The organism is Paenibacillus phytorum (assembly GCF_013141715.1).
Classification (GTDB): Bacteria; Bacillota; Bacilli; order Paenibacillales; family NBRC-103111; genus Paenibacillus_E; species Paenibacillus_E phytorum.
Genome location: NZ_WHOA01000127.1, coordinates 51,173 through 68,889, shown reverse-complemented (window position 1 = coordinate 68,889; position 17,717 = coordinate 51,173). Strand labels below are relative to the sequence as shown.

Below are 17,717 nucleotides of genomic sequence, written 5' to 3'. Positions count from 1 at the left end.
GATTCGTCCTTGTCAGCAGTTTTTTTATGCGGATAATTTCTATGCAGCATGGCAAATCAAATCGAAAGTTACTTTGGTCTTACGGTTACTCCTGTTACTGATGGTGTTCAAATTCCTGTCCCATTAACGCCGGCAGGAGTAGGACTTGCGGAAGTCAGAGTGGATGTTCCAGCCACATATCCTCAAGTTGTAGAATTGAAAGCAACAATTGGAGTAAGAGGAGATGCAGGTACAGGAAGTATATTGTTCCGTATTTTCCGCGATGGTCAAGTCATTTACTATGCACGACACGGTGTTGAATCTAGTTTTGAAAAATACTATGTTCCGACAATTCAAGCAATCGATGTGAACTCACCAGCAGGATCTCATGGCTATACGTTATCTATTGAGTCTTTGACCGCAGGTTTAACAGCTGTTGTTATTGGTCCTATTACTTTGAGCGCTTTAGTTATTAACGCCCTCTAATAAAGAAGCCTCCGGCCCCAGACAAAAACTGAGGGGTTGGAGGCTTTCTTTTTTAATTGGAGGCTTTTTTTCATTAGGCTTTCTGTTCTTTGCGATAAACCGAAGGAGCTGATCCACTCCATTTGCGAAATTGTTTGGAAAAATAGAGGGCATCGTTGAATCCGACAGAAGCAGCCACTTGGTCAATGGTCATGGACGTCTCTAGCAGCTGTTTGGCCCGTTCCATGCGAACTTTTAATAGATACTGCATAGGGGCTAAGCCCGTAGATTGTTTGAACATTTTACATAAATACGTACGGTGATAGCCTAGTGTGTGTGCGAGTTCCTCGATGGATACTGTCTGTGTGTATTGTAATTCTAAAAATCGGATGGCTTGTCCGACCTGACGCTCGATATCGGTTTCGGTTGTTGGCGTAAAGGCAATCTGGTGGCTATTCATGCGCCCGAGCTCTCGGATCAAGAGGCGAAGCCAAGCAGCGGATTCCATATCCTCAAGTACAGGAGTGTCAGAATGCTGGAAACTAGAGCGAATATGGCGGTAATAATGACGTATGGAGCGGGGGTTACTCCCCGAAATGACGGCCTGATGGGGGGAAACGCCGATTTGCGAAAGCAAGTTTCCTGCTGCGCGGCCTGAAAAGGCTACCCACGTATAGTGCCAGGGATGCTGGCTGTCTGCAATATAGCTGAATAACTCTCCGGGATAAATAACGAAGGTGTCTCCTGCGGAGCATCGGTAAGAGCGGTTATGCATCTCGAACGTGCCTTCTCCCGAATGGACGGTATGGATAAGGTAATAATCATGCACAGCCGGTCCCATTTTATGTAAAGGAATAGGCTTGCCTTCTCCACTGAAAAGTACAGATAATTCATTGGTACTATGGACCGGATTGATATGAACGGTGAAATAGGAATGATCCTGATTCATAAAGGCCTCTTTTTGTTTTTGTTTCTAGGGTACATGAATAAACTACAAATGTCCATATAGGAGTTCATTCAATCCATGTATTTGGGAGCTGTCCTGCGCTATAGTGAAGATAAGAAACAAGAACACACATTGGAGGAGATTCACACATGTCCAAGATTACTTTTCTAGGTGCCGGAAGTACGGTTTTTGCGAAAAATGTACTTGGTGATTGTTTGCACACACCTGCGCTGCAAGGCTTTGAAATCGCTCTCTTTGATATTGATCACGAACGTCTGCAGGATTCAGCTAACATGCTGAATAACATCAAAAAAACTAGCGGAAGTACATCAGTTATAAAAGTATATACGGACCGTAAAGAAGCTCTGAGCGGGTCTAAATATGTGGTGAACGCTATCCAAGTAGGTGGCTATGATCCATGTACAATAACGGATTTTGAAATCCCTAAAAAGTACGGCTTGCGTCAAACGATTGCGGACACAGTCGGTATCGGAGGTATTTTCCGAAATCTGCGTACGATCCCTGTGATGCTGGATTTCGCAGCGGATATTCGCGAGGTATGTCCGGATGCCCTGTTCCTCAACTATACGAATCCGATGGCGGTATTAACTAATGTTATGAACACGTATGGCGGTGTTCGTACAGTTGGCTTATGTCACAGTGTACAAGCGTGTATTCCTGAGCTTTTCAAAAGTCTGGGCTTGGAAAAGGAAGGCGTTAAAGCCAAAATCGCCGGTATCAACCATATGGCGTGGCTTCTGGAAGTAACCAAGGATGGCGTTGACCTCTATCCAGAGATTAAGAAGCGGGCTGCGGAAAAGCAAAAAGAGAAGCATTGGGATATGGTTCGTTATGAAATGATGCTGAAATTCGGTCATTATATCACGGAGTCGTCCGAGCATAACGCTGAGTACCATCCGTATTTCATCAAACGTAATTATCCAGAGCTGGTTGACCGCTTTAATATTCCGCTCGACGAGTATCCACGCCGCTGTATCGAGCAAATTAGCAAGTGGAAAAAAATGCGCGAGGATTTGGTGAATGATGCGAATTTGACGCATGTGCGTTCACACGAGTACGCTTCATACATTTTCGAAGCGATTGAGACAGATGTTCCGTTCAAAATCGGCGGTAACGTGATGAATACGGGCTTAATTACGAACTTGCCGCGCGAAGCATGCGTAGAAGTTCCTTGTTTAGTGGACCGTAACGGAGTTACGCCTACCTACGTGGGCGATCTGCCTCCACAGCTAGCGGCGCTTAACCGTACGAATATCAATACGCAGCTGCTGACGATTGAAGCTGCAATCACACGTAAACGCGAGCATATTTATCACGCGGCTATGCTGGATCCACATACATCAGCAGAGCTGTCGATGGACGATATCGTTGCGATGTGTGATGAGTTAATTGAAGCACACGGCAAATGGCTGCCTGAATATCACTAAAATGTTCATATGAAAAAGAAGGTCGTGGCGTATGTCTAACATACCCATGGCCTTCTTTGCTTTAACCACCGAATGCGTCACGAAACGCATGGTTTAATGCTTCAAGCTCTACATTCCAAAGCGGGGCAATTTCTGGCCCTACGTTTTCGTCGAACCAATCGGAAAGCGCTTTGCGATTGCTGCCGTTCTCCATGATGAATGGAAGATTCAGCATCACCTTTTTCACATAGAGCTCCTCAGCAGCCCTAATCTGCTCGGGGGAAATCCATACTTTCAAGCGCTTAACGGTTCGGTATAATTCCTTGCTGCAAGCTCTCCGAATCCCACGTGCACTGGGGAACTGCTGCTTATGTTTTTCACTCGGCTTGTTATTGATCATGACTGTATCCACACTCCCTCTATGCTATTTGTATGCATGGAGAGGGTGCAGAGCCACTGGGGACATGAACCTAAGCCGCCCATTTGGGTAAAGGATTATAGTTTTACTGCCGTATTTTGTTGGAGCTTGGTGTCTGGTCCTTTTGGTCCCAAGTATGTCATCAGTGCTGGAAGCAGCATGCCGCGAACGAGGAAGGTGTCGATTAAAATCCCGGCTGCCATGGCGAAACCGAACAGCATCAATTCTTGGAGCGGCTGTGTCATCAGCACACTGAAGGTAGCTGCAAGGACAATACCAGCAGAAGAGATGACTCCGCCTGTCAAAGCGACGCCCCGCCTTACAGCTTCCCGCCACGCATAGTTCTGAGCTTCCTCTTTAATCCGTGAGACCAACACAATGTTGTAATCGACTCCTAACGCGATGAGAAAGACGAACGTGTAGACAGGCAGTCGATAGCTAAAAGCATCATAGCCAAATCCGTAATGGAAGACACCCCATACTAGTCCCATAGTCGCCGCATAAGATAACAGCATGGTTGCAATCATTGTGAGAGCCAATCGGATGGATCGGGCCTGCCAAATAAGCATGAGGGTAATAAATAGGGTAATTAGCGAAAATATGACGAGAGTATCGCGTTTATTCATGGACCGGACATCCAGTTGATCAGCCGTTTGGCCTGCAACATGCAAGGAAAACTGAGCAGGATCGAATCCGCTGTCTCGGAGTAATTGTTCACTGTCTCCACGCATTTGGTTAATCAAATCCAGTGCTTCCTGGTCGTATGGGTTTTGCTTTAGCGTCATCTGGAGTCTGATAGTATGCTTTTGCTGGGAGAGCATCGCTTGGGCAGTTGGGCTATTGGAGGTCAGCAAATCCTGATTAATTTCAGGTGTGATGCCGCTAATCCCGTTTCTTTCTTTCATGGCATTAACCAATAAACTAGCCTTATCGATAAATGCAGCATCCAAAACGATCTCTTTCTCTGACTTCAAAAGGATTGTAACCGGGGCTAACTGCCCTTGTGGGAAGCGCTGCTGTAGAAGCTCGAAGCCTTGCCGCGACGAAATATCACTAGGAAAGGACTTCATTAAGTTAAATGAATACTTCATGCTTAACGTAGAAAGAGAAGGAATAATTAATACTATTAATAAAAGGATGGCTGTGAAAGCAGGCTTTTTTGTTATAAAAGCACTAACTTTTGCCCAGAATCCCTTCTGTTTCACTTCGGATAGTGTCATCTCCCTCTTTGGAATCAAGGGCCAGAAGGCTTTGCGTCCAACGAGTGCAAATAGCGCAGGGATTAAGGTCAATCCACCTAGCAGGATGATGATCATGGCAACCGAAAACACAGGCGCAAAGTGATGGTAAGGCTTGAAAATGGCGGCGAACAAAGTGAGCATGGCGATAAAGACCGTCCCGCCGCTGAATAGGATAGGTTCAGCTACTTTCGAGAAAGCAGTAGACATCGCGTCGTATTTGGAGTCTGTCTTCCTTAGTTCAGACCGGTAACGAGCAACGATAAATAAGCAATAATCGGTTAGCACTGCGAAAAGCAGAATCATCATGATGGAAAGGGATTGCTTCTCGATGAAGAACCAGCCCATTTTACCCGCCAAGCCGAGGATTCGGTCCACGACCTGATACACCATGCCCGCAATAACTAAGGGCAGCAGAGCGAGTAGGGGGGAACGATAGATGATGATCAAAATGACTAAAATCAAAACAACCGTTGCTAGCATTAAGACGAAGTCAGCTTTCTTGAAAAGCATGATCGTATCGGAAGAGATGCCGGCAGGACCTGTGATTTCAAGTTTGACAGCCCCCATGCCAATCTGATCCGCAGTATGTCGAATTTGCTCAAGGGTGTCATAGACTTGCCCGGATTCCAAATCTTTTTGTAATGAGACGGTCAGCAGGAGTGTAGTTTGATCCTCGGAAAATAAGGAATCCTGCTGAGGTCTGGGTAGTTGATGGAAAGGTATAGCACGCGTGACCAAGGGCGGTTTCTGATCGGAGCTAAGCCATTCACTAATTTTTTGGATATTTCCGCGTTCAGCATCTGTAATTGCGTTCTGTCCATGGAAGACAAGAAGAGCTGTTAAGCCATCTTGAGATGGATAGTCTTCTTTCAGAATTTGCTGAGCTGCCGCGGATAGCGTATCTTCATGGATGCTGCCTTCTCCGCCGCTTTTTGCAACTTCCTTCGAGGATGGCGCCATAGCGCTTAATAAGAAAATGGCTGCTAGCCAACTGATCAGAACGATTTTGGCTCCTTTGGAGCTGCTTACGAAACGAGCTAACTTCGGGAAAAAACGGTTCATTGTTCATGTCCCCTCTCCTCATTCTCATTAGAATTGTAGGAAAGGAATATGAACAGACGATGAATGTTCGATTACAATCTCGGTAGGCGCACTGTGAATGTAGTGCCTATATCCACTTCACTCTGCACATCAATGCTTCCATGGTGGAGGTCAATAATTTTCTGCGCAATCGATAATCCCAAGCCGCTGCCAGAGCGAGCGCGGTTTCTTGCCTTATCTGCTTTATAGAAGCGATCAAAGATATGCGGTAGTTCAGCTCCCGGTATCCCAATACCTGTATCGCTGATCAGAATGAGGATTTCCGTATCCAACTTCTGAATCTCGATCCGCAACGTATCCCCAGGCCTCGAAAACTTGATGCTGTTCGTGATGAAGTTCAGCCAAACTTGATGGAGCAGTTGGGGGTCCGCATAGATGTCTGCTTCTGGCAGTTCAAGTTCGATCTCTAGCTTTTTCTCGGTCCATTGCCACTCGGTAACAATCAGAATCTGGCGAATTTGCTCATCTAGTCGATAGACGCTGCGCTTAATGACATGGCTTTCTTTGTCTAAAGAGGCTAGCGTTAACAGCTGCTTACTGAGTGAGGATAACCGCTTGCTTTCTTCTAAAATGATATGAAGATACCGTTCTTTCTCTTCCTCGGAGGTTTCTTTGTCCAGAATCGACTGAGCGAAGCCTTGGATGGATGTTAACGGAGACTGAATTTCATGAGAAACGTTGCCCACGAACTCCTGCCGCATGTTATCCAGCTGTTTGAGGGATTGGGCCATGTAGGTGAAGTCTCTGGCCAACTCTCCAATCTCATCTTGCCGTGAAACGTCCATGGCACTCTCAAAGTTTCCTTTGACGATCCGTTTTGTAGCTTCGGTTAACTTTTTGACAGGCTTAACAATATATTGTGAGAAAATGATGATTAAGATAATGCTAAAAAGAAACGTAAGCCCTAACAGAAAGGCCATGAGGATACGTACGCCGCCAATTTGCTGCTCCAAATTAGGCCTCACAAATAGCGCATAAGGTTTTCCCTTTACTTGAATAGGGACCCCGATGCTATTTCGAAGGCTATCTTCAAAAAAACCGGTCACCATAAGAAAATGACGCTCTTGCAAGACGCCCCGATACGTCTCTCCGGATAAGACAAGCCGAATCTGCTCAGGATCGATCTGGGTATGTTTAAACGGAGTCCCGTAATAGGTTCCTTCCATCCGATCGTTAACGGCATAAAGTTGAAATCCCAAGTTGGCGATATGTGTAAAGTAGGTAGCTGGCTCGAGATCATGCACTTGCTCATACAACGTACGAATTTCATTCGTGATCTTCCAAATTTGTTCTTCGTTTTTGTCTTTTAAATTGGCCAAGTAATAGCTATTGGAGAGGAGCAGAGCGAGCGTACTGCTGACCATCGCAATGACAATAAAAGTAACAACGATACGAGTATATAGTGTCTTCACCGTTCGGTCACCTCAAGCTTATACCCAAGTCCTCGTACAGTTGTAATGACGAAATCATCGGTCATCTCATAGAACCGCTCACGCAAACGCTTAATATGAACATCAATGGTACGGCTGTCGCCTTCATAATCCGTTCCCCAGAGCATTTGAATCAGCTGTTCACGTGTGAATATGCGTCCTGGATGACTGGCTAATTGGGCTAACAGTTGAAATTCTTTGAGGGGAAGGAGAAGTGTTTGACCCTTGGCGGTTACTTCATAGCTTTTCCGATTGATGATCGTTTGGTTCAAGGTAATCACCTCGGAGGAGACAAGCTGATAACGCCGCAGCAAAGCTCTCGCTCGGAACAACAATTCCTTGGGCTCAAAGGGCTTGACCATATAGTCATCGGTCCCAGACTGAAAGCCTTTCTCTTTATCTTCGATTTCTCCTTTGGCTGTTAAAAGAAGGACAGGAATATCATAATGCTCGCGAATTTCCGAACATAGCTCCAAACCATCGCGCAGCGGCATCATGACATCAACAACCGCCAAATGAATTTGCTCGGTTTCCATCACCTTGGACGCTTGTTCTCCATCACTTGCTTCAAACACCGCATAGCCTTCCTTTGAAAATAAGAAACGGAGCAATTCCCGAATGTGAGCATCGTCATCGACAACTAGAATATGAGTTTTCAAGACTGGGGCACCTTCTTCATTAAAATGATTGAACTTTGCAACAGTGTAAACGAAAAAAAACCTTATTGCTACTCTTGATATCAAAACGCCACAAGGGGGTTAGGAGACCAGGGAGCAGATAAGGTTTTCGTCAGAAAGGAGGCTAATCCACCACGATATAGCCGATCATCGGACCGCTATGGGCAATATCCGTGTGCGTCAAGCAAATGAGGCGGTAAGTCCCTTCCTGATTGGCTGTAAAATGTACAACGGTTTCTTTCCCTTTCTTGACTTCACCGCTAATATTTAGCCCTTCGATGAGAAAAGGGTGGTTCTGACCGTTCACGCCATAGATGCTAAGCTTGACTCTCTCGCCCTTTTGGACAACGACGGTGCCCGGATCCCATCGATAGGCTTCGATTGTTTTACCGTCTGCCGTGGTTGATTTAAACTCTCCGACAACCATGTGAATCGTTCTTTCCGCAGTCGGTTCGGCTGCCGTTGAAACGATGCTTCCACGGTTTATATACAGCAAGCCGGAGAGGAGCAGCAGCACAGCAGCGGCTGCTAGATAGAGATGCTTACGTTTCACAATCCATACTCGGGACATGGTTGGTCCGCCTCCTGTACAAGGTATCTTGTACATCTTATGCGGAGGCTTGTCAGTGCATGATTATGATCTGATGAACAGTTCAAGCTGCTGTTCAAGTAGGTGTTCTCATTACCACCATGCTGTGGGGTAATGGGTTCTGGTTGCCCGGTGATAAACGAGGGCAATCAGAACGAGCACCGCGGCGCCGAGCAACACCGGCGTGAGCAGGAAGCCCCAGCCCGCGCCCGTGAGCATCACGAGCAGCGGGTCGGCGCCGGCCGGCGGATGCAGCGTGCGCGTCAGCTGCATGAGCGTGATGGCGGCGCCAACGCCAAGGGCGAGGCTCCACGCGTGGACGCCGAAGGCGGAGAGCGCACAGAGCCCGACGAGCGTGCTCAGCAGGTGGCCGCCGACAAGGCTGCGGGGCTGCGCGAGCGGGCTCTGCGGGAGCGCGAAGGCGATGACGCAGGAAGCGCCGAAGGGCGCCATAAGCAGTGAGACTCGGGTGAAATCGCCGAGTAAGCTGCAAACCAGAATGGCGAGAAACCCGCCGATTCCGGGGATGAGCAGAGCGAATGCTTTTGGGAATGATGCAGGGCTATTCATTGCTTGTGTACACCTCTTTTCCTTTATTAATTCACATGGTATCATGAGATTAATTATTTGAATAACGAATGATTGCGATATTAGATATTGGATAATCCGATAGATAGGGGTGGAGTGTGATGCTTGAACATATGGACGGGCGCAGCATGAAAACCTTCATCACGGTGATGGAGGAGAAAAGCTTCAGCAAGGCAGCCCTCAAGCTCGGATACGTGCAATCTACGGTTACGATGCATATTCATCAACTTGAGCAAACACTGGGTCAAGCGCTGTTTAAGCGTTTGCCCCGAGGCGTAGAATTAACTGACGCGGGCAGGGAAGTTGCCCCCTATGCGTATCGATATCTACAGCTTGGCGAATCCCTTCAAGATAAATTAACCGGTCTGCATGAACCTAAAGGCGTGGTGCGGCTCCGAGCGCTTGAATCCTTTTGCGTACCGCATCTCCCGCAGCTGCTGCCTACTATTTTTGAACAGTATCCTCAGATTCAATTGCAGCTGGAAACCGGCTTTCAACGCGATATTATCCAAGAAGTGTCTGCATACCGCGTTGACCTTGGTATTGTTCCACGCGACCCGAAGGCTAACAATCTTACTTTTATACCTCTTATTCAAGATGAATTGGTATGGGTAGGGGCTCCTGCATTGGTAAGTCGTATGGAGAACGATGGTTGGGAAGCGATAGCGGATACCAAAGTAATCGGTTTTGGAAGCCGCTGCATTTACCAAACGATGGCCTCTCAGGTCTTAGCAGACAAAGGGTTAGCCAACTTTACAGCAATGGAGTTCGACAGCACAGAAATGATTAAACAGACCATGATGTTTGGAATGGGACTGTCCTTAATGCCGTTAACATCCGTTCAGGAAGAGCTTCAATCGGGCAAACTGTTGAGATTGCAGCAGGAGAAAACAATTCTGCTAGAGCATGGGCTCATTCATCGCTCAGGCAAAGACTTAAGTGCACCCGTACAAGCTTGCAAGGAGCACATTATATCTTACTTTTTAGCGCAAAAAGAGCGTGAAACTGGTTGATAGGAGCCCGTCTGTGATAGAATGTTTTATAGACTAGAAACGGATATTCTAAGTGGAGAGAGGTTTCATGGATGAGTGAGTTGATTCACAATGTACTGCTTTATTTGGAAGGGCTTGGGTATTGGGGGATTTTCCTCGGATTAATGTTGGAAGTTATCCCTAACGAATTGCTTTTGGCTTACGCAGGCTATCTGGTGTCTAAAGGTGAAATTAATTTTGTTGGTGCTATTATTTGCGCAGTAATCGGCGGTACCTTAGCACAAGTGGTGCTCTATTGGATCGGACGCTACGGCGGCAGACCCTTCCTTGAGAAGTACGGCAAATATTTGCTTATCAGCAAGCATCATATTGATGTAGCCGAGTCTTGGTTTAACCGCTATGGGACAGGCATGATCTTCACAGCTAGATTCATTCCCATTGTCCGGCATGCGATATCCCTTCCCGGCGGTATGGCCAAAATGCCACTAGGTAAATTCACACTCTACACAGGTCTAGCTTTAATTCCATATTCCATTCTCTATGTCTACTTGGGCATGAAGCTCAAAGATAACTGGGAAACGATTGACGAAATCGCAGGACCTTACATTAAGCCATTAATTATCGCAGCGATTGTCTTAACAATCTTGTATGTGGGTTATCAATTATTTTTGAAAAGAAAAGCGAAGATATAAGCCACAAAGATTTGGAGCTTTCGCTTGCATTTGCTACAATAAAAGAAACGAATGACGATTAGAGAGGATGAAAGCGATGAGTACGAATCTTGCAAGCAAACTGCGCACTGGCTTAAAGCCACAACAGTTCATTGACAGCATGGAGAAAAATCAAGAGCAATTTTTAGCTTATTACAATGGATTTGAATGGGATAATGAAGAGGACAAGGAGTATTTTGATTCTCTAAACAACCGGGATGATCTACGCTGTCTGATCGTTGCTGCGGACTGGTGCGGTGACGTTGTTCGCAACGTACCTGTCGTATTCAAGGCGCTGGAGAACAGCGGTATTCCTACGGAAGTACTTATCATTGAACAAAATTACGACGTTATTGACCAGTTCCTGACGGGTGGCGGTCGTGCGATTCCAATTGTTATATTTACAGATACAGGCGGTTTTGTTTTGGGACAATGGGGTCCGCGTCCGAAACACGTGCAAGCTGTTATGAATCAATTCAAAAAAGAAAATCCAGATCGTGAAGCGTCAGATTATAGCGAAAAAATTCAAGTAGCCAGAGCCGAAATGGGCCGTCAATATGGTGAAGGTAACGGATATCATGCTGTTATTGTGAAGGAACTTCGTGAATTAATCGAGTCGTTCTAAGGTGAATACATATGATTAAAATAGAATCATTTGTTCTAGGACCGGTAAGTACGAACGCGTATTTGTTATCTGATCCAGAAACGGGAAAAGGCATTATCATAGATCCTGGCATGAATCCTAAATCACTTATCAAAAAGATTGCCGATTTGGATATTGTAGCGATTCTTCTCACGCATGCTCATTTTGACCATATCGGTGGTGTCGATGAGATTCGTAAGCTCAAACGCTGTCCTGTGTATATCCACGATCTAGAAGCCGATTGGCTGACGAATCCGAAGAAAAACGGCTCAGCTCGCTGGCCTGATCTAGGTGCTCCGATTGAAACGGACCCGGCTGAATATGCGCTAGACGAAGGGCAAACGCTCGAGTTTCTTGGCATTAAGCTTAAGGTATTCCATACCCCTGGTCATTCACCGGGAAGTGTGAGCTTCTTATACGAGAAGCACCTGTTCAGTGGAGATGTACTTTTCAAACTGTCGGTAGGTCGAACGGATCTTCTTGGTGGGGATAACAACGTGCTGCTGGATTCCATTCAAGATAAGCTGTTTCTACTCGATGATGACGTCATTGTGTATCCCGGACATGGCGCCAAAACAACGATTGGTTTCGAACGAGATAACAATCCATATGTGTAATAAAGAAGGACTGTCCATGATGTATGGGACAGTCCTTTTGCTGTTTCATTAGCCGCATGAATGCTCGTTCGCCCATGACATCTAACCATTTTATTTGGATCTGGGTGTTTACCGTGTTCAAGGTAGGTGCTCCCCCATAGACTGATGTTGTAAGCTATTCACCCAACCTAAACGAAAACAAGTAGTTTAAGACCATTTAAATTTATAATGAAAGTTTTCCTTAAGGAAAACTTCGAGGAGGTGCTCTTTCATGGAATATGTAAAAGCTCCAACGTACCCGATGGCCCCAATGCCGATGCCAACTCCAATGCCAGCTCCAATGCCAATGCCAATGCCGATGCCAGCCCCAATGCCGATGCCGGTACAGCAAGCTCCAATTATGCAAAGCCCGATCCACAATGATATCCATTTACACGCATCCTACCAACAAACATCGTATGTTTTCCCGAAACCGGTTGTACATCATCACCCTCACCCTGTAGCTAAAGTCAGCTCTTATAACTCAGTAGGAAGTATTCTCGTTCTGTTCATTTTGCTTGTCATTATTACACGTGGGATTTGTAAATATTAATTCGCTGATCTTGTGAGCTGACGTCGATATTCCATCGGCGTCAGTTTTTTAGTTTCGATCAAATGATTTTACGAGGTTTTTACATAATTTAGAAGCTGAATGAACATAACAATATTTAAATGTTGTCATTGCTTATCGTGGAGGTATTTACCCCTATGTTAAAAGAGTACCAAGATAAAGCGCTAGTGAACGAAACGACAAGCAGCTTGCTGACATCCTCATTGGAAGAAAACGAATCCGTTTTAAAGAACACGTTTCATTCTTGCTCGGACGTGATATTCCGCTCTTTTCAAATTTGCGGTCAAAAGAACGCTCTTCTCCTATATATAGATGGATTAATCGAAGAAAAACAGTTGGACGAATCACTGCTGAAATCGCTTATGTTAAGCAGCTCATCCGCGCCGCTGGACGCTAGTCAAGACATTCTTTCATTTCTGCAAAATCAATTGATTGCCATCAGCCAAGTGAAAAGAGCATCGAATATTCCAAGCATTGTTCAAAATGTATTGAAAGGCTCTATTGCTATTTTGATTGAGGGTCAAACGGAAGCGCTCGTTCTCAACATTCCAGGCGGGAAAACAAGAGCCGTCGAGCAGTCTTCTTCGGAAGCCACGGTTCGAGGTCCTCGCGATTCGTTCACCGAAAGCATTCGGACCAATACAAGTTTAATCCGTAGAAGAATACGTTCAGCTCGACTGAAAATCGAGTCGCTAACCGTAGGGGAACTAACCCAAACAGATGTGGCGATCGTCTATCTTGAGGATATTGCTAATGCTGCCGTCATCCAAGAAATCAAGTCCAGAATTCAGAACATTCAGATCGATGGCGTGCTGGAATCGGGGTATATTGAACAATTTATCGAAGGACGCTCGTATTCTCCCTTTCCTCAGTATCTCGTTACGGAACGACCGGATTATGTCGTATCCGCTTTATTGGAAGGACGAGTTGCGGTATTGACCGACGGCTCCCCATTCATCATTAGTGGTCCAATGTCTTTCTGGGGATTTCTTCAAGCGGGAGAGGATTATTACGACCGTGTTCTGTTTGCGAATTTGATTCGGTTCATACGGCTCTTCTTAACAATAATTGCTCTGGTCTTACCCTCCGTATATGTTGCGTTAACCACGTTCCATCAGCAAATGATTCCGACAAAACTGATATTAAGCATTTCCGCCGCCAGGGAAGGTATCCCATTCCCTGCATTAGTGGAAGCGCTGATTATGGAAAGCACATTCGAGGGTTTACGTGAAGCTGGAGTTCGTTTGCCTAAGCAAATTGGTCAAGCCGTCAGTATCGTGGGCGGCCTTGTGGTCGGTCAAGCAGCCGTGCAAGCCGGCATTGTTTCAGCCCCGATGGTTATTGTGGTGTCATTAACTGGAATTGCATCTTTTGTCATACCCCGGTATAATTTTTCGTTCGCTTTTCGGATTCTGAGGTTCCCTATGATCCTGCTTGCTGGCATGTTTGGACTTTATGGCATTACGGTAGGACTGCTTTGCATATTAATCCACCTTGCAGGCCTCAAGTCGCTCGGAGTTCCCTATTTATTTCCAATGGCACCGGTTAACTTTCAAGGACTCAAGGATACTATTTTTCGGGCACCTTTATGGACCATGTATTTTCGTCCTGGGCAGGACGGGAAGCGCCAAACCCGCATACCGAAAGGGCAAAAACCGTAATGCGCAGAGGAGAAATCGGGCCCTACAAGAAAGCGCGGACGCTCATTTTGCTTATGTTGGTTCCGCTTTTGAGCGGTTGTTGGGACAGGGTAGAAATGAATGACGTAGCCCTTTTTATGGCATCTGGGCTGGATATAACCGAAGATGGCCGTATATTTGTTTCGATTCAGGTACCTATCCCCTCTAAAGAGGGGACGTCAGGAACACTTGACAAAACGTATTACGTAATATCCGCCTCAGGAACAAATATTTACGATGTAGAGAGAAAGTGTCAACAACTTCTTTCGCGAAAATTTTTTAAAGGACATCGCAGGGTTGTCTTTATCGGAGAAAAATTCGCCAAAAAAGGAATAAAAGAAATTTTGGATTACTATTCCAGGGATCCAGCAACCCGACTTCGCACTTACCTTGTTGTTGCCAAAGGCAAACAGGCCGTAGAACTGATGAGAACGGATCATCCTTATGAACGTATACCGTCAGAGGAGGTTCGAGAATTGGAGCGTAACGGAGTCGGTACGGCGGTTACGTTCCGGGACTTTTTAATAAACCAGGAGCGAGACGGAATCGTACCCGTTTTGGGAGCAGTAGAGATTCAGAAACCCCAAGTGTTGGTTGAAAAAGAAGATGAAAAGTCGAAGCTAAACGTATTTCATCTCTCGTCGACAGCGGTAATGAAAAATTACAAATTGGTGGGATACCTGAATGACATTGAAACGAGAAGTCTCAGGTGGATGAAAGGTGAATTAAAGCATGAATATCTGGCCGAAAGGATTCCGGAGGCTGGAGGGAGCGTCGGCGTTGTTTTGAAGAAAACGGAGAAAAAAATAAAAACGGTTATAAAAGACGGCAAAGCAAATATTCATATCGAGCTGAGTGGTGATGGCTTGCTTAATGAAAGTAATGTAGAGCTGGATATCAGTCGGCCAGAAAGCGTAGCCATTATTGAACAAGGACTTAGTAAACTGATTACGAAGCAAACTCTTCACAGCATAAGGAAAGCGCAAACAGAATTGAAATCCGACATATTCGGATTCGGACTGTTGGTGCATCAATATCAATTTGGGACATGGAAAACGGTGAGGGATGATTGGGATACGATTTTTTCTAAAGCAGACGTTTTCGTAGATACCAAAATCCACCTGCGAAGAGCCGGTATGATTAGTTCTTCTCTAGAAAACAAAGGAGTTCACACCGAATGACGAATATTGCGATGTACTCGTTCTTCGTTGCCTTACTCTTCTGGGTACAACTGAAGCTGATGAAAAAGACGGCGCAAATGAAGGAATATGTTACTGTAGGGTTCATTTTAACACTGTCGACCGTTGTGGGTTTATGTATGACGATGGGTTTTCCAATCATGAGCCCCTCTATGATTTTGCAAAAATGGCTCTCGATTTTCGTGAAATGACTGATCGGAGAAGGGACTCGTAGATGAAAAGTTTCGGACTAAACGTCCATATCTCAAATACTGAGCTTTGGGCTCTCATGTTCGTATTTATAGTAGCAAGCTCGATGTCATTGCCCATCGGTTACACCACCGGGCATGATTCTTGGATATCCGCCGTCATCGGTAGCATTGCTGGGCTCTGTATGGCTTGGGTGTATGCGACACTTTGCAGAAAATTCCCGCAAAAGTCGGTAATAGGAATTGCCCAGACCCTACTTGGCACCTGGATGGGGAAAACGATCGGGATATTGTATACTGGGTACGGCTTCCAACTAGGGGCTTACGTTTTGCGCAATTTTGAAGATCTTACAGGAGCCGTGTTACTGCCACGAACCCCGAGCGTTGTGATCAGTTTGATCATGATCTCAATTGCCGCTTGGGCCGCTTATCAAGGGATTGAAGTTATTTGTAGATGCGCGCTTATATTAATAATCGTTGTGATATTGCAATCAGTTATATTCATCGCACTATTGATTCCAGATATGAATCCTGGCAATCTATTTCCTATATTAGAAACAGGTTGGCGTCCCGTGTTCGACGGAGCCGTGCAAATCACAGCATTCCCTTTGGGAGAGTCGGTGCTATTTGTCATGATCATCCCTTTCGTTAACTGCGCCGACAAAGTAAAAAAGACGGTCCTCTCCGTAATCGGATTGTCCGGCGCATGGTTGATCGCATCCCATTTCGTGAATATCCTGGTAATGGGCGAACTCGCGAGTAAACAAATTTTCCCCTCGTATATGTCCGCGATGTACATCTCTGTAGGGGACTTCTTCGAACGAATCGAGCCGATCGTGTTTACCGTTTGGGTTTTTGGTGAATTCATGAAGCTGACCGTTTGTCTATTTGCTGCCTCTTTAGCTCTAGCGCAGACGGTAGGGAGCCGAAATTATCAGATTTACGTCGTGCCTCTCGGGTTGGCGCTGTTAGAGCTATCTCTGTTTCTTCATCCTAATCAGCTGGACGTAATCCAGTTTCAGCTGCATATTTGGCCATGGCTTTCAGTGCCTTTCCAGCTTGTTATTCCTCTGGTCTTGCTGCTTTGTTCTCAAATAAAACGGAGCACTAGTTCCCGGCTCTAGGTTTGGCAGGATCGCAATCAGGGCAGGGCACGCCTGCAGCAGCTTGAGAGAGTTTATACAAATAATAGCACTCTTCCCGGTACATATGATCGGGGATTAACTCTGATAACGTGCTCAGCAATTCTTTTCCGGCCGTAAGCTCCTGCACCTCGGACAGAAATTTCATGAAGAGGAGCATAACGGTATTTGCTTCTTGATTAAACCGACGCAAAGCAGGGAAATCCGGCAATGCAGTACGCATATAACCCGCAAGCTCGATCGCTTTGAGATAATAGGTCTGAAAATAGCGTTCAAATTCCCCGCTCTTGTTTTTCCAGTTCTTCTCTACCAGATCAAATTGGCCTGACAAGATGTCACAGTGGCCGACTGCATCTAGAAGCCATACTAAATGCTGGTGAATAGCCGGTCCTGCTGGAGGCAGTTGGCCGCTTGTCAGTACCGCAAATACGCGCATCCCTTCCTCGAGCTCATCGACCATATGATTTAAAAACGTCGGGTACAAGTGGATGACGATATTCCCCGTTAGCGACCGTTGCAGCAGATGAAGTTTATAGGCACGCAATTGTGAGGTCCAAGGATTGACAGCTTGAAGCAAGGCAGCGATGCTCCCGCGTTCCAGGTTCACCTTCGCTGAATCCGAGAACTTATCAAAGGCTTGAATGAACTGCTCCGCTCTGGATATTTCCACATCCTCTCCTGGAGCCAGCCCATACCTGATAAACCTTGCATGATCACCCAAAACCGGCAGCCAAAATCGGAGCTCAAAGAGCGCGCCGTCCTCAAAGCCCATAGTCGTCATGTTCCACAGCTCCCTTTTGAGATGGCATCACATTCCTGTATTACACTATTTGAGTGCCGGCTTGTCATATGCCTATCTAACTTGCAAGAGTGAACCTTTTAACCACCCACTGCAGAGACACCCGTCGTTTAGCTGCTTCCGACAATAGATATGTGTTATGTAGCATCCGGTCGTCTGGACGCCCATACAGAGAGTTTAGCTCCGCTCCCGGGCAGCTTAATAGAATAATGGTTATAATATTTGGATTGACAATATCAATGTATGTTATCATGATATAAATCTATGAGTAAGTTAAAAGATAATCTAATACTTGGAG

Annotated in this window: 19 protein-coding genes; 11 read left to right on the top strand and 8 right to left on the bottom strand. The window is 45.8% G+C overall.

The window, feature by feature from the left end; genetic code table 11:
• Nucleotides 1–48 precede the first annotated feature (48 nt).
• Entirely contained in the window at nt 49–465 is a 417-nt protein-coding gene (locus GC098_RS19895) for an exosporium protein C (RefSeq protein WP_171644997.1), read from the top strand.
• A 73-nt stretch (nt 466–538) separates the two neighbouring features.
• On the opposite strand, the gene GC098_RS19890 is transcribed toward GC098_RS19895, so the two are convergent.
• A complete protein-coding gene (locus GC098_RS19890; RefSeq protein WP_171644996.1) occupies nt 539–1,393 on the bottom strand; it encodes a helix-turn-helix domain-containing protein in 855 nt (284 codons plus the stop codon).
• 146 nt (nt 1,394–1,539) lie between these two features.
• On the opposite strand from GC098_RS19890, the gene GC098_RS19885 reads away from it, so the two are divergent.
• Nucleotides 1,540–2,838 carry an alpha-glucosidase/alpha-galactosidase gene (locus GC098_RS19885; RefSeq protein ID WP_171644995.1) on the top strand — a complete coding sequence of 433 codons (1,299 nt, stop codon included), beginning with the start codon at nt 1,540–1,542 and terminating at the stop codon, nt 2,836–2,838.
• 61 nt (nt 2,839–2,899) lie between these two features.
• On the opposite strand, the gene GC098_RS19880 is transcribed toward GC098_RS19885, so the two are convergent.
• From GC098_RS19880 to GC098_RS19855, 6 genes are all read right to left on the bottom strand, one after another.
• Nucleotides 2,900–3,217: a hypothetical protein gene (locus tag GC098_RS19880; RefSeq protein WP_060649298.1), complete on the bottom strand. Its 318-nt coding sequence runs from the start codon at nt 3,215–3,217 to the stop codon at nt 2,900–2,902.
• A gap of 95 nt (nt 3,218–3,312) precedes the next feature.
• The gene (locus GC098_RS19875) at nt 3,313–5,538 is read right to left on the bottom strand and encodes an MMPL family transporter (protein WP_171644994.1); all 2,226 of its coding nucleotides are present in this window, start codon (nt 5,536–5,538) and stop codon (nt 3,313–3,315) included.
• Nucleotides 5,539–5,609: 71 nt separating this feature from the next.
• Entirely contained in the window at nt 5,610–6,989 is a 1,380-nt protein-coding gene (locus GC098_RS19870; protein WP_171644993.1) for a sensor histidine kinase, read from the bottom strand.
• Complete coding sequence (locus GC098_RS19865; protein ID WP_171644992.1) at nt 6,986–7,666, bottom strand: response regulator transcription factor; 681 nt, start codon at nt 7,664–7,666, stop codon at nt 6,986–6,988. The genes GC098_RS19870 and GC098_RS19865 overlap by 4 nt, the downstream gene beginning before the upstream one ends.
• A gap of 142 nt (nt 7,667–7,808) precedes the next feature.
• A complete protein-coding gene (locus GC098_RS19860) occupies nt 7,809–8,255 on the bottom strand; it encodes a cupredoxin domain-containing protein (RefSeq protein WP_171644991.1) in 447 nt (148 codons plus the stop codon).
• A gap of 111 nt (nt 8,256–8,366) precedes the next feature.
• Nucleotides 8,367–8,843 carry an HPP family protein gene (locus GC098_RS19855; protein WP_171644990.1) on the bottom strand — a complete coding sequence of 159 codons (477 nt, stop codon included), beginning with the start codon at nt 8,841–8,843 and terminating at the stop codon, nt 8,367–8,369.
• 119 nt (nt 8,844–8,962) lie between these two features.
• Between GC098_RS19855 and GC098_RS19850 the strand changes: the two genes are divergently transcribed.
• From GC098_RS19850 to GC098_RS19810, 9 genes are all read left to right on the top strand, one after another.
• A complete protein-coding gene (locus GC098_RS19850) occupies nt 8,963–9,874 on the top strand; it encodes a LysR family transcriptional regulator (protein WP_171644989.1) in 912 nt (303 codons plus the stop codon).
• 71 nt (nt 9,875–9,945) lie between these two features.
• Nucleotides 9,946–10,545, top strand: a complete 600-nt coding sequence (uptA, locus tag GC098_RS19845; RefSeq protein WP_171644988.1) for an undecaprenyl phosphate transporter UptA — start codon at nt 9,946–9,948, stop codon at nt 10,543–10,545.
• A 76-nt stretch (nt 10,546–10,621) separates the two neighbouring features.
• Nucleotides 10,622–11,188, top strand: a complete 567-nt coding sequence (locus tag GC098_RS19840; RefSeq protein ID WP_171644987.1) for a thioredoxin family protein — start codon at nt 10,622–10,624, stop codon at nt 11,186–11,188.
• Between the two features lie 11 nt (nt 11,189–11,199).
• Nucleotides 11,200–11,823 (top strand): MBL fold metallo-hydrolase, encoded by a 624-nt coding sequence (locus tag GC098_RS19835; RefSeq protein WP_171644986.1) that lies wholly within the window; start codon nt 11,200–11,202, stop codon nt 11,821–11,823.
• A 250-nt stretch (nt 11,824–12,073) separates the two neighbouring features.
• Nucleotides 12,074–12,394, top strand: a complete 321-nt coding sequence (locus GC098_RS19830) for a hypothetical protein (protein WP_216625344.1) — start codon at nt 12,074–12,076, stop codon at nt 12,392–12,394.
• A gap of 155 nt (nt 12,395–12,549) precedes the next feature.
• A complete protein-coding gene (locus GC098_RS19825) occupies nt 12,550–14,073 on the top strand; it encodes a spore germination protein (protein ID WP_171644985.1) in 1,524 nt (507 codons plus the stop codon).
• Nucleotides 14,073–15,272, top strand: coding sequence for a Ger(x)C family spore germination protein (locus tag GC098_RS19820; RefSeq protein WP_216625343.1), 1,200 nt, complete (start codon nt 14,073–14,075; stop codon nt 15,270–15,272). The genes GC098_RS19825 and GC098_RS19820 overlap by 1 nt, the downstream gene beginning before the upstream one ends.
• The gene (locus GC098_RS19815; RefSeq protein ID WP_171644983.1) at nt 15,269–15,481 is read left to right on the top strand and encodes a hypothetical protein; all 213 of its coding nucleotides are present in this window, start codon (nt 15,269–15,271) and stop codon (nt 15,479–15,481) included. Before GC098_RS19820 ends, GC098_RS19815 begins: the two co-directional genes overlap by 4 nt.
• A 23-nt stretch (nt 15,482–15,504) precedes the next feature.
• Complete coding sequence (locus GC098_RS19810) at nt 15,505–16,602, top strand: GerAB/ArcD/ProY family transporter (protein WP_171644982.1); 1,098 nt, start codon at nt 15,505–15,507, stop codon at nt 16,600–16,602.
• On the opposite strand, the gene GC098_RS19805 is transcribed toward GC098_RS19810, so the two are convergent.
• Entirely contained in the window at nt 16,586–17,401 is an 816-nt protein-coding gene (locus GC098_RS19805) for a DUF2935 domain-containing protein (protein WP_171644981.1), read from the bottom strand. The genes GC098_RS19810 and GC098_RS19805 overlap by 17 nt on opposite strands.
• Nucleotides 17,402–17,717: the final 316 nt, after the last annotated feature.